10 protein-coding genes and 1 pseudogene are annotated in these 13985 nt (G+C 36.0%); 6 read left to right on the top strand and 5 right to left on the bottom strand.

Features of this window, described 5'->3' with window-relative positions; translation table 11 throughout:
* Positions 1-12: 12 nt before the first annotated feature.
* The 4 genes from BEN71_RS10835 (at position 13) to BEN71_RS10850 (ending at position 3766) form a co-directional block, all read left to right on the top strand.
* On the top strand, positions 13-924 hold the full coding sequence (locus BEN71_RS10835; RefSeq protein ID WP_068974299.1) for an alpha/beta fold hydrolase: 912 nt from the start codon (positions 13-15) through the stop codon (positions 922-924).
* Between the two features lie 341 nt (positions 925-1265).
* Positions 1266-2564 carry an MFS transporter gene (locus BEN71_RS10840; protein WP_068974300.1) on the top strand — a complete coding sequence of 433 codons (1299 nt, stop codon included), beginning with the start codon at positions 1266-1268 and terminating at the stop codon, positions 2562-2564.
* A gap of 143 nt (positions 2565-2707) precedes the next feature.
* On the top strand, positions 2708-3043 hold the full coding sequence (locus BEN71_RS10845) for a hypothetical protein (protein ID WP_068974301.1): 336 nt from the start codon (positions 2708-2710) through the stop codon (positions 3041-3043).
* A 240-nt stretch (positions 3044-3283) separates the two neighbouring features.
* Positions 3284-3766, top strand: a complete 483-nt coding sequence (locus BEN71_RS10850; protein ID WP_068974302.1) for a DUF3828 domain-containing protein — start codon at positions 3284-3286, stop codon at positions 3764-3766.
* A gap of 47 nt (positions 3767-3813) precedes the next feature.
* Here the strand turns inward: BEN71_RS10850 and BEN71_RS10855 are convergent, their stop codons facing one another.
* Positions 3814-5841 (bottom strand): DUF4034 domain-containing protein, encoded by a 2028-nt coding sequence (locus BEN71_RS10855; protein ID WP_068974303.1) that lies wholly within the window; start codon positions 5839-5841, stop codon positions 3814-3816.
* Positions 5838-7832 (bottom strand): DUF1266 domain-containing protein, encoded by a 1995-nt coding sequence (locus BEN71_RS10860; RefSeq protein WP_068974304.1) that lies wholly within the window; start codon positions 7830-7832, stop codon positions 5838-5840. The genes BEN71_RS10855 and BEN71_RS10860 overlap by 4 nt, the downstream gene beginning before the upstream one ends.
* A 183-nt stretch (positions 7833-8015) precedes the next feature.
* Between BEN71_RS10860 and BEN71_RS10865 the strand changes: the two are divergent.
* Positions 8016-8716: pseudogene (locus tag BEN71_RS10865) on the top strand (SIR2 family NAD-dependent protein deacylase).
* 84 nt (positions 8717-8800) lie between these two features.
* Here the strand turns inward: BEN71_RS10865 and BEN71_RS10870 are convergent.
* Complete coding sequence (locus BEN71_RS10870) at positions 8801-9808, bottom strand: DUF4349 domain-containing protein (protein ID WP_068974315.1); 1008 nt, start codon at positions 9806-9808, stop codon at positions 8801-8803.
* 153 nt (positions 9809-9961) lie between these two features.
* The gene (gene aspA, locus BEN71_RS10875) at positions 9962-11413 is read right to left on the bottom strand and encodes an aspartate ammonia-lyase (protein WP_068974305.1); all 1452 of its coding nucleotides are present in this window, start codon (positions 11411-11413) and stop codon (positions 9962-9964) included.
* Between the two features lie 382 nt (positions 11414-11795).
* Here aspA and putP point away from each other — a divergent pair, with 382 nt between their 5' ends.
* Positions 11796-13301 (top strand): sodium/proline symporter PutP, encoded by a 1506-nt coding sequence (putP, locus tag BEN71_RS10880; RefSeq protein WP_068974306.1) that lies wholly within the window; start codon positions 11796-11798, stop codon positions 13299-13301.
* Between the two features lie 103 nt (positions 13302-13404).
* Here putP and BEN71_RS10885 read toward each other — a convergent pair whose 3' ends face one another.
* Positions 13405-13902, bottom strand: a complete 498-nt coding sequence (locus tag BEN71_RS10885) for an Lrp/AsnC ligand binding domain-containing protein (RefSeq protein ID WP_068974307.1) — start codon at positions 13900-13902, stop codon at positions 13405-13407.
* Positions 13903-13985: the final 83 nt, after the last annotated feature.

Raw genomic sequence — 13985 nt, forward strand, 5'->3', positions numbered from 1 at the left:
ATAGGTACAACTATGCCGTTTTATACAATGCCTGATGGTGAAAAATTATTTGTTCGTGAAATTGGTCAAGGCGAACCTGTAATGGTGCTCTCTGGCTTAGGTATGCATAGTTGGCAGTGGCTGCCTTTTTTATTACCAAATATTAAACAATATAAATTTTATATTCCTGATTGGCGTGGATTTGGTGGCTCAAAAGCCTGTGAAATTCCACAAGATATTGCCGCAATTCCAAACCATTGGCGTGATTTAGATTGTCTAATTCAACATTTGGATTTAGATAATTTTATCTTGATGGGCTATTCCATGGGCGCATCTACGGCAATGCACGGCATGCAATATGGCGACCTACAAAGCAAATTAAAAGCCTATTTGCATATCGATCAAACACCAAAGATTCCAAGTGATTTAAACTGGGAGTTTGGTTTATTTGGAAAAAAATACTTTAAAATAAAACGCTTACTGAAAGATTTTTCTGAATTTTTACATCAATACTCAAACTATCGTTTTGTTGATGAATTACCACTTGAACCACGTACTGAGCTTATTCAAATTTGGCTGAATTTCATTAAAATTCAAGGCAGTAATAAACTTAGTCCAATCATGTTCAATTTGGCACTCAAACATCCTACGCTTCAACGTCATTTGTTGCCGATACGTCGGATGGATTATCTAACATGGTATATCGATAACTACCTGAATCATAATGAAGATTATCGCCAATCAATTTCAACACTTGCCTGCCCAACCACCTTCTTTATTGGACAATTGTCTACACTTTATCCAATCGAAGGCCAGCTCAGAGTGTCAAACTCTCTCAGTAATTCACAAAATATTATTTTTAAAAAATCAGGACATACACCGCTGATAACTGAACCAGTAAAATTCAGTCGTGAAATTTCAGCATTTTTAAAGAAAGTGAGTTGAATCCATGTAAATTTAGGGTGGGATAAGACATATTATTCCATCTTAAATTTTTTATTTTTTTGATAAATCATTCAACAACCCAGAACTAAAAAACAATATTGACCGATTTTTTATAAATAAAATAACTAAAAAAATCTGTAAAGTTGCTCTAAATTCTCACATCATGTAAATAAACACAATATAAGTAATGCATCATTTTTTGGCAAACTTGTATTTAGCTGTGTGTTTTTTGTACCGAATAAAAATAGATCCATCTTTTAATCCTAGAATAAAAAATAGTTTGTGAAAATCATGTTCTATTTTCAAAAACAAAAAATTCAACGTCATAATAAGGATATTGTATGAGTGAAACACACACCTATCACCCACATGAAAAACGCGATCGTGTTATGGCGATTGTGGGTGCTGCTTCGGGTAACTTAGTCGAATGGTTTGACTTTTATATTTACGCTGCTTTTGCAACATATTTTACCCATGCGCTTACCGCACCTGATATGAATGACTCAACCAAAGCCATTTATGTGTGGGGCGTTTTCGCTGCCAGTTTCTTTATGCGTCCAATCGGCAGTTGGTTATTTGGTTGGATTGGTGATACTTATGGTCGTAAAAAATCCATGATCATTTCGATCACTCTCATGGCAATTAGTTCTTTTTTATTCGCAGCACTTCCTACTTATGAAGATGTGGGGATGCTGGCTCCCTTTTTACTGCTCGCAGTACGATTACTTCAAGGGCTTTCTGTCGGTGGTGAGTACGGTACCGTTGCCACCTATATGAGTGAAGTTGCACTTAAAGGGCAACGTGGTTTCTATTCATCATTTCAATATGTAACACTATCTGGCGGACAACTTTTAGCAAGTTTACTTGGCGTCATCATGCTCGCACTGATGTCCAAAGAGGAATTAATGAATGGTGGATGGCGTATTCCTTTCATTATTGGTGGTGTTGTTGCAATTCTTTCATTCTTTGCCCGTCGTCATTTAAAAGAAACGCTAAAAGAGGATGAAGGTAAAAAAGAGGGATCAGGTAGCTTAACTGAGCTATTTAAGCATAATTGGAAAACCTTCCTATTGGTTGTTGGTTATACTTCTGCGGGTTCACTGTGTTTTTATATTATTACTGTATATTCAAAAACATATATCACCAGTCTCGGTTTTGCTGACAAAACTGTCGGCTATATGATGACCATTGCACTGTTTGTATTTATGTGTGCTCAACCATTATTTGGAATGCTTTCTGATCGAATTGGTCGACGTGCCTCCATGATTTTGTTTAGTGTGAGTTGTGCAATCTTTATCTATCCCGTGATGGTGATTGCAATGCCTTATTTCCATGATTCAGCAGTGATCGTTACGTTGTTACTGATCTTCCTCATGTTTATGCTGAGTTTCTATACTTCAATCAGTGGACTTGTTAAAGCTGAAATGTTCCCTGCACATATTCGCGCCCTCGGTGTCGGCTTCGCCTATGCCGTAGGTAATGCAATATTTGGTGGTTCTGCACCTGCTGTTGCACTTAAGCTCAAAGATATGGGACATGAAAATAGCTTCTTTCTTTATGTGATTGTGATGCTGATCATTTGTTTGATTTGTAGTTTACAGTTGCCAAAACAACCTGAATATTTACACCATGACCATTAAGTACATTGATCTAGAAACCTTTGAGTAAAGTCCGTATATGTTAAAGAAAAGATCTGTTTTTACAGATCTTTTCTTATTTTAATCATTCGATTAATTTATGATAAGACAACTAAAACATCCATCCCACGACATTTAGAGGAAATATGAAAAAAATAATATTGAGTCTTATGATTTTATCGATAAGTGCATTCTCAAGCGCAAAATCTCAAACTTATACCATTTTAAATGGTGGCGGTGTTGATGATCTTGGATTGATCCTTAAAGATAGTAAAAATAAAGAAGTTCACGCCTTCTGTGATCAGAAATGTGGGGATTGGTTTGATCCTGATGAAGAGTCAGGTGGTGAGCACATTAAGAAAAAAATTATTGGGAAAAAAGTTCAAGCTGAAATAAAAGTTGAAAACAACAGAGATCGCATAGTTGGTCCTGGAGCAAATGAAAGACTAAGTTTCATTAAAAGCGTCAAATTGATAAAATAATTTTTCATTTCATTCAAATTAGAATTTATAAATACATCTTATTAATCAATAAGATGTATTAAGTCCAAATGACTTAATAATTCTCGGATGTAGTCAATTTTCACCACTAGAAATAACATACTTAAACATGAACTACTTACAAAGTATCACCACTCATTTTCCTTAAGAAAAGTTTATAAAATGCAATTTTTTAATGCATTGATATAAAATAGAATCATCATTAGCTCAACAATATTCAACATGATCTATCATTCTAAAAACACATTTAAGAAAATATTTCTAACGACGACCATTTTATTTTCAAGCTCAATCAGCTTTGCAGAGCAATGCTTATCACCACAAAAACTTTCTGAGCAAATGTATAAAAAACATTTCAGTGGGCGCAATGATGATGTAAAACCACTGGCTTCAACAAGTATACAAAACTTAGAAAAATACCTGACAAAACCGCTGGCTAAAAAAATTGATAATGACAATAAATGCCAAACTAAAACCCAGATGCTGTGTAATTTAGAATTTGATATTTTAACCGATGCACAAGATTTACCTGAAAAACCACGCTATAACATCACCCAAATTTCCAATACTCAAGTAAATGTCATGATTTCAGGTGTCGATTATAAAAAGAAAATTACACTAAGATTTGCACAAGAAAATGGTTGTAGCAAAATTTCAGATATTCTTTATCCTACGCATCAGTCATTAAATCATCTTTTAAAGTAAAAAGATGATTTAACTTTAACAGAGCAACTTAAAATAGATGTATTGTTTTAGAACAATACATCCTGTCGCCCAGGCATTTGATCCGCTGAGATTTTATCAACAGCAAACTGATATTTTAAAATATTCTTCATCGAGTCCTGTTCAACAACATCAATTGCACCAATCACATCTTCATTTTCAGGATCTTGCAATCTTGCGGCTTCACACCACTTAACCGCTTCAGGATAATTAAAATAATGTGGACGATCTGCTTGATCTGCATACAAGCGTGCCAAAGCGGTCATTGCCTTAATATGTCTGTTCCATCCATGCTCGATCAATAAGGGAATAATGGTGTCGCCCAGATCGGGGTAAAAACTATAATAAAACATACGGTCAGCATATAAATCTATAATATCTCTTTCTAACTCTTCATATTCATAAGTACCGTCTTTACGCGACTTTTCTAAACCGATTCTGGTTTTTTCAAAATAATCTAAACTCTGTTTCAGTAACGGATAAGGTTGAGTTTCACTCTCTTTAATGCCTCGATTGAGATAATTCACGCCCACGTTATACATGGCAATATAATGACCTTGCTCTGCTGCTTTGGTTGAATATTTTTTTGCAATATCAACATCGTATAAACTAGAATCTTCACGTGAATGAATATAACCACAGGTAAAACTCGGATTGACATAACCCAAATCCGACGCCCGATGCAACATATCAATCACCAGTGGATAATCCTCTGGTGCATCAAAAGGCTTAAAAACCCGATAAAAACAACAATCATCACCTTCAGGAAATTTCTTCGGCTTTTCCAGAGTCATTGCAAACTCATACCATGACTGTGACACCAAAGGATTTTTTTCTATTCCAGACCAACCATGCTGCGCGAGTAAGCCATATAAAACAGAAGCACTGGCTAGAATTTTTCGGTTCGATATAGCAATTTTTCCTAAAAAATCATTTGATCGAGCATGTTTATACCAATACTCGATTGCACGGCGTAATTCATATTCATCAAAAATATCTTCATCGACGGTATGTAAGTAACATTCTAAAATCTTAGGATCAGACTCATTCAGAAGCCAATAAAAATATGCCAGACGCAAATAGATTTTGGCACGATTGGCATCACTGAGTGGACGTTTCAATAAGTCTTGCGCGATTTGAATATGCTTTTTGATTTCCCCAGTTTGCTCACTCGAATAACTATCTTCTACCGAGTCATACCACATCACAAAATTGAGTTCATTCTTTTCAATTTCTGAAAAATGCTGACACCAATCTGATTGAATAAATCGAGTAATGGCTTCATAGCTGTAGCCCCATCGTGGCAATAGATAGAAGCAATAGTCAATCGCTGCAACCAATCCAAACTTTGATTGATCTATAAAAACTTTTAGCCAAAGCGCAGATGCTTTTTGTGGTAAATCCAGCGAATTTCTAAGCTCAATATACGGTACGAGCAATTCAGGGATTTGCTCAGGCAATTGCAATGCTAAGTCTGCATGTAAACCACTTAAAGCAGCCAATTCTTTATAAGAAGGTTTGATAATATGTCTTAAATTTTGTGGCGGTTTTTGTTTGGTGAACCATTTTTCAAACCATTGCGGCTCGTCCAATCGTGCTGCTGTATTTAATAAATGAATTGCGACAGACCAGCAATCACTTGAAAAAGTTAAAGCTTGCATCGCAGTAACATACACTTGCTTCTGTGCCTCTCTTGCACAGTCCCACATATCTTCAGTAACTTGATTTGCCCAAGTTCCACCACGATACTCGGCAGACCAAAATCCCCAGTAACGCACTTTCATCAAATAAGGATAAATACTTTCAGGATATGCTTTCGACCAATCCTCTATATGTTTCAGCGCCAAAGGTCCTTGATTTAGAAACATTTCATGAAACATACGATAGGCAAAATTAAACCAATCATGTTCCCATTGTAAGGCTGTTTTACCACTACGATCATGCCAAAGTTCAGTAAAATATTTTTCTAATTCAGCAAATTGTCTATTTTCAAGTAAACCAAAAGGATATTTTTGATCTTTACGAAAAGCTTCATGTACATATTCTGCTTTGATCATGACGAAGCTCCTACAACGATCGCATTAGAATGATTCTGCTGTGTGATTAAATCATTTTGAAGTTGTGATCGTTTTAATTCAGGGAATAATTCTAAATGCCAATCTACTGATTTCCAATTACAACTTGAACTTTCTAAATAGCGACCGACTTCATAACGTGCTGATTTATCATAACTCTGATGATCGGAGTGCTTGATAATCAAATCAATTTCACGCCCTTGTGCATAATACTGCCCCATTTGTTTCCAACTCTCACAGCAATCTTGAATAATCTGCGCAGAGGCTAAAATATACTGCCAAGCTTCATCTTCTTTGATGTAATCAAACTGATGGAGTAAGCGCATGGTGACAATTTTCTGAATATGCGCATAGACCAATACATCCCGATAATAAGGACGCTCATGTTTATTTAAGTCGTACCATCCATGAAAATCCCCCACATAGAAGTAATCTTTAAAGAAATATTCAATACTGGTCAGACGCTCAATTTGGCTATCATTTTCCAGTTTTAATAACTGATCTAAATGTTTCTTAAACTTTGTTTCATCATTTTTAAAATCATCAAGTTGCAAGTTATCTACATCATCATGCGAGATTTTATTTCTGGCATAGATCAAGTCCCCAGTCGCCAATGCCCATCTTTTTCTCGAATCAGCATTACTTTTAAGGAAAGGCATGGCAGGAATCGCAAAGATCACCATTAAAATTTTAAAAATCCAACCCACTAACGGAATTTGACTGAGTACAACAAGTGCAAGAAAGACCAAGTAAAAAGGTAAAAGAATTAAATGAATCAAAAAATGCATACTTTTCTTTTCAGCAAATTCGAGTGGAATATTTAATTTCCGTTGATCAAATGCGACATCAGTAAAGGCTTTGACTTGCTCAATCAATTGACTTTGTGGTTCGAGAATAAATTCTTCACGCTTGGTTGCAATCATCATCCATTGCAAAACTTTAGATTGCTTATCGCACAATTCCATAAGGTTCGGATCATGCATCACAATCCCTTCAACTTGTACCTCATTGTCCAGTTCATAGAAATAAAAATAAGGCTTTTCAGTTGATGCCGTTTTTATTTTAGCTTCAACTTTGATTTCATTCGATTCGTCATTCGACTCACTTTCCGCAACCAATTCAGGCTGATAAAGAATCCCCATACGCGCACAATCTGAGTTTTGATTATTCTTCGGTTGAATCAAGTTCAGGAACAATAAAACATCGTCTGCATATTTTTTGACAGGAACTTCGTTCTGTTTCCCTTTAATTTGTTCAATGCACCAATCTTCACCATCCCACTCTAAACTGATGGTGACATGAGGTTTATTTAGCTTATCTCGCAAGCTGAAATAGCGAAATATCCCTTGTTCCTTTTGGGTCACGTAAAACTCTGCATACCCACCAGTTAAATCTTTAAGATGATCAAATTGCCCTAAGCAATGTTGCATATAACGTGATTCAAATGCCAACTCTTGACGAAGCAATTGCCCCATGGCATTAATTTCAACAAAACGCCCCGTGCTCACCGTTAAAATATCTGTAAGCGCATTTTCATTACTGTCCCATTTGCCCTTTTCCAAACGCTTTTTCATGAGTTCATGATCTTTATGCCAAGCCTCTAAAACTTGGTCATAGGTCATTTTCATGAATTTACCTTTTAAATTACTCTTTAAACGTGAATTAAAAAATTCAAGAATCGGTTTCTCTAAAGCCAAAATTTGCTCGTGCAATGGATCAACATAGAGCATCTGACTTTCGGGCTGTTGTTCTAATTTCTTTAAAAACCAAGTAGGGATTGGCTGGGGTAATTGGCAAATTTTCCATGCAGACACTGAGTTGACATGAAAGACTGGTTTGAATTGTTTAATCACAAATTCAAAGAATTTTTTTTCCAACCACTGCGTAATTTCAGGGTCATCATTTCGTTTTTGGCTACGCTCAACAATGGTTTTTTTTACTTCAGGCGCATTGACAATATCACGTGTTTCCATTGTATTCCATTTTAAAATTATATATTTATGACTGTTTTTATAAATATTATTGATAAAAACATTCAAACTTGCTGGATGTTTAATTGACTTATTCTATAACAAAATCTACCCAATAAACTAGAATTTAACGTGTTTATCATTTCGCTATGATATGATTTTATAAAATTCAAAATATCGTTCATTATGAAAAAAATCGTGGTCTTTTCAGGTGCAGGTATGAGTGCTGAAAGTGGCATCAGCACTTTTCGTGACAGTAATGGTCTTTGGGAGAATTACGACATCCAAGATGTTGCTACTCCTGAAGCTTGGCATCGTAATCCTGAGCTCGTTCAACGTTTTTATAATGAACGACGGAAAAATATTTTAGAAGCCCAACCGAACAAAGCACATCAAATCATTGCTGATTTAGAACAATATTTTAATGTAGCAGTGATTACCCAAAACATTGATGACCTACATGAACGTGCAGGTAGCCAAAATGTGATTCATTTACATGGTAATATTCGTTTGGCAAAAAGTTCAAAAGCAAATGCACAATACAGTACTGAATTTTATCCAATAAAAGGTTGGGAACTCAATTTAGAAAATGATAAATGCCCTGATGGCTATGCTTTACGCCCTCATGTGGTGTGGTTTGGCGAAGCTGTTCCCGCCTATGAGGATGCTGTTCAAACCATTCAAGATGCTGATATTTTATCGTGATCGGCTCAACTCTGACGGTATATCCTGTTGCAGGTTTGATTCATGAAATACCATCAACATGTGAAGCCTATTATATTGATCCGCATGCCAGTTATGAGCGTGTACCACAGCAATATCAATGCCTAAAAATGAATGCGACTGAGGGCATGCAACAACTGTTTGAACGTTTTATTGCAAAATAAAACCCAACCTTACCGATTCACTTGATCAGTAAGGTTGCTATCTCATATTTAGATGAAATCAATGCGCTTTCAATCCATCAAACTTTATTCATCTGAAGCATTTGATTTGTTATTTTGATCTGATTGATGATCTTTTGGATAATCAGATTTCAAAGAATCATTAAATAATTTATTCAATAACGGCTTGAATAAGCGATACAGAATAATTAAGACTAAAATGATTAAATACAGTGGCCAAATTGTGATGAGAATCACCAACAAATCTAAAATAAAGTGCCAACCATATTGCACACCATCCCAAGCGCGTTTCCAGAAACTATTTCCATTTAAACGCGCCACTGCATCTACATCGACATCTAAACTTTCACGCACCATCGCAGGCTGTTTAATGCTGATACTAATGGTACTAAAACGCACACGGTCTTGAACTTCAAGTTGGGTTAAACGGGAAATTTCATTGAGTTCGGTACGTCTGGTATCACTTGGCACGGTCTGTGTTTGTGCCATTTTTTCTTCTAAGAGCTTTAATTCAAAACGTTTTGCTGAATATTGTTGTTGATTTAAAAAGAACATTAAAGGCAAAAGTTGATTGACATATACTGCTGCTTTATCACTTGGAACACGAACAATAATTTCAGCATGCGGATTTACTTTTTCAAAAACTCGGATTTTTCCATCACCAATTTTTTGCGTCTGAGTGTCCATCACATCAAAATTAATATTCTTTTGCTCGATAAATCCACCTGCTTGAAAGGTTAACTTGTCGATTTCCAAAGCTGTTTTAACGACATCTTTTGCCGTGAAATCAACTTGCGCTTCACGTACCATTCGGCGTGCTTTTTCTGCATCACTCACTTCTGTGGTCAGAATTGTTTCTGGCTTCTGCTCTGTTACAGGTGTTGTATTGGGATTACTTGGTGAAGCAGCATCTGCGACAGCCTGATCCGCTGCTTGTTTCGCATTTTGTATATCTTGTGAAGCAACTTCAACGCTTGAATTTGTCGCACTATCTGCACTCGCTTCTTCTGCCTTTTTTGAGCATCCTGAAATAAGGATTAAGCTTAAAGCGAGTATTAAATGTTTATTATTCATGATCATATTTCTTTCATTTGAGTTTATACGTTATAAATTTTTCTCGATTATATAGAAATTCTAATCATGTCGCTATGCAAAAAAAATACAGCATCGAAATGCTGTATTGCTCAATCTCATCTGTATTTACAAAGAATGTCTACGCGAATGCACTTAACTCACCCGATCCATTTCCTCATAAGGCTGAATATCAATTTTTGAAATCATATTTTCAAAAGAGAATATTTCATCCAATTGTTCTTGAGTCATTAAACCTTGCTCAAGTACCACTTCTTGAATAGTTTTATTCTCAGCAATACATTGTTTACCAATTTCATCACATTTTGCATGACCTAGAATCGGATCAAGCAAAGTAATAATCCCAACACTGCGCATCACAGCATCAAAACAAGTTTGTTCATTGGCAACAATGCCTTGAATACATTTCTCATCTAAAGTTTGAATACCATGCGTTAGGAGTTCAATGGATTCATTCATAGATAAAGCAATAACTGGCTCCATGACATTCAACTGTAATTGCCCTGCTTCGGCTGCAAAAGTAATGGTGAGATCATTACCTATCACTTTAAATGCAATTTGATTGACCACCTCAGGAATTACAGGATTCACTTTTGCAGGCATGATCGATGAACCCGCTTGTAATTCGGGTAAGCGAATCTCCCACAAACCGGTTCGAGGTCCAGAACTGAGTAAGCGTAAATCATTACAGATTTTAGAAAGCTTGACTGCTAAACGCTTTAAAGTACTCGAAAGAATAATGAATACACCACAATCACTGGTTGCTTCAACATAATCCTCTGCACCAGTTAAATTTAGACCTGTAATTTCTTTTAAATTATCACTCACTTGCGCTGCATAACCATGAGGCGTATTCACCCCAGTACCAATTGCAGTTGCACCTAAGTTTATTTCCAATAGCAATGCTCGAGTTTTTTTAATCAGACGTACATCTTCTTTTAAAAGCGTCGCAAAAGCATGAAACTCTTGTCCCAAAGTCATCGGAACAGCATCTTGTAACTGGGTTCTACCCATTTTTAAAACATATTGGAACTCTGTCGACTTTAAAATCAGTGAACTAATTAAGTTATTTATTTTTTCAAATAATACATCAAAGGAATAATAAGTCGCTAAACGCAATGCTGTAGGATACACATCATTGGTCGATTGCGATTTATTGACATGATCATTTGGATGAATAATGTCATAACGCCCTTTTGCATAACCTAATGCTTCTAAAGCAATATTAGCAATCACCTCATTGGTATTCATATTGATAGAAGTGCCTGCTCCACCTTGGTAAATATCAGTTGGAAAAGAATCTTTCCAATTTTGTGGATTTTCTATTAATTGATTACAAGCATTTTGGATGGATAAACTGATTTCTTCAGAAATTTTATTGAATTGTAAATTGGTTTTGGCTGATGCTTTTTTGACTTGAGCCAAAGCACGAATAAAATGGCTTTGTTCTCCCACCGTATGTTTGGAAATATTGAAGTTTTCCAAAGCGCGAACCGTATGAATACCATAATAACTATTTATTGGAACTTCTTTACTGCCCAATAAATCCTTTTCGACTCGCATTGTTTCTAATTGAACCGTTTCCATTTGCTTTACTCTTTTTTATATGCACTATATTTGTGCTATATCCATATTATTCTTTTTAATTCATTTCTCTATTAGCAAAAGACACCATTTAGATAAATTATTCTTATTTAAATATAGTCTAATGTTAACAATGTAACATCGTGTAAATAATCATTTTAGGGATTATTTGAGCACTTTTCTTTTATTTTAATTTTTAGTTTTTCTTATAAAATTATGTATTTTTTCGATTGTATCTAAATGTACAATTGGATACATAAACCACCATTATTTACATTAGAACCCAAACAGCGATTTTTTTTATTTCTGTAAAGAATCAGCAAGTGAAATTAACGCTAAAAAAATAAAACTTGGAGCTTTATCTCCTTAAAGGAATGAATTGGATATGGACTCAATCAACCCCACAGTAGTGACATTTATTTTTTATATTATTGCTATGGTCTGTATAGGCTTATATGCGTATAGACGAACCACGAATTTTTCAGATTATATTTTAGGTGGCCGAAGCTTAGGAAGTTTTGTTACCGCATTATCTGCTGGTGCCTCTGACATGAGTGGTTGGCTCCTGATGGGGCTACCTGGTGCAATCTATATCACGGGGCTATCTGAATCTTGGATTGCGATTGGCTTGATTATCGGTGCATGGTTAAATTGGTATCTGGTCGCTGGACGCTTACGTGTCCATACAGAAATTCAAAATAACGCTTTGACATTACCCGATTATTTCACCAGTCGTTTTGCAGATAAAAAGAAAGTGCTTCGTATTATCTCGGCTTTGGTAATTCTCATTTTCTTCGGGATCTACTGTGCTTCTGGCATGGTGGCGGGTGCTCGTCTATTTGAAAGTATTTTCGCAATGGATTACTCGACGGCTTTATGGGTAAGTGCAATCGCAACGATGAGCTATGTATGTATTGGCGGTTTCCTTGCAATCAGCTGGACAGATACTTTCCAGGCTGGCTTGATGATTTTTGCTTTGCTTCTCGCACCAATTATGACTTTCCTTGCGGTAGGTGATTTAACTACTGTGAATCACTTAATCGAATCTGTTCGACCTCATGCAGCAAATATGTTCCAAGGTGTTAGTGCTATCGCCATTATTTCATCCATGGCTTGGGGCTTAGGCTATTTTGGTCAACCACATATTCTTGTGCGTTTTATGGCAGCAGATTCAGTTAAATCTATTCCAAATGCCCGCCGTATCGGTATGGCATGGATGATTCTATGTTTAGGTGGTGCAGTTGCAATTGGCTATGTGGGTATCGCTTACTTTGCAGCAAACCCAGATATTCCTGCTGCTGCCATCGTGGCAAAAAATCCAGAAACCGTATTTATGGAATTAACCAAAATCCTCTTTAATCCATGGATTGCAGGTGTGGTTCTTGCTGCGATTTTAGCGGCAGTAATGAGTACCTTGAGCTGTCAATTACTCGTATGTTCAAGTACATTGACTGAAGATATTTATAAATCATTTATCCGTAAAACTGCATCACAAAATGAGTTGGTATGGGTGGGTCGTTTAATGGTATTGGCAATTTCAGTATTGGCAATCCTTTTAGCATTCAACCCTGAAAGTAAGGTACTCGGTTTAGTGGCCTATGCATGGGCTGGTTTTGGTGCTGCTTTTGGACCATTGATTATCTTGTCAATTTTCTGGAAACGTATGACGTTGAATGGTGCGATCATTGGGATTATTGTCGGTGCAGTGACCGTTATTCTTTGGAAAAACACCATGGCGCACACAGGTTTATATGAAATTGTACCAGGCTTTATCCTGTCTTTCATCAGTATCGTAATCGTCAGTTTAATGGGTAAAGCGCCTGAACAAGAAGTCATTGATCGTTTTGACCACGCTGAACAAGTGTATGATCATGAGATGAAAAATCTTTAATATCGGTAATAAATTAAATCTTTAATTTTATAGTTACCATTAAAAAACCTCTCCTGAGCCAATCAAGAGAGGTTTTTTAATATTTTGAATGTTAAAAAATATTCTACTTTTTTGCTTTTGCCTTAAAATTCAAATGCAACTGTCCACTGTCTTTAATCACTTCCATCACAGGATAACTTCGGGTTTCTTTCACACCAGGTAACTGCCACAGTACTTGCCCAGAAATACGGCGAAACTCCTCCATATCTGCACAACGAATTTTCACTAGAAAGTCAAAGCCACCACTAATCATGTGACAAGCCATGATTTCAGGGTATTGCACCACTGCATCGGAGAATTCATCCAAAGCATTTGGCGTAGTTTTATCCAAAAGTATTTCAACAAAAACGACAAAATTTGCCCCTAACATTTTAGGATTAAGCTTCGCCTCATAGCCAAGAATATAACCTTCTGCTGTGAGCTTTTGCACACGTGCAAGTGCAGCCGTTGCCGATAAGTTCACTTCTTCAGCCAATTTAATATTGGAAATTTTGGCATCTTTTTGCAGTATTTCTAAAATCCGAATATCTATTCGATCTAGGTTTAAATACGCACCTTCCATAGCATAATTCTCTAAATATTATTCAAATTATAGTGAGTTATTCACCAAATATTCTGTAATCATAAATTATATAAGGCGAAATG

This window comes from Acinetobacter wuhouensis, from assembly GCF_001696605.3.
Classification (GTDB): Bacteria; Pseudomonadota; Gammaproteobacteria; order Pseudomonadales; family Moraxellaceae; genus Acinetobacter; species Acinetobacter wuhouensis.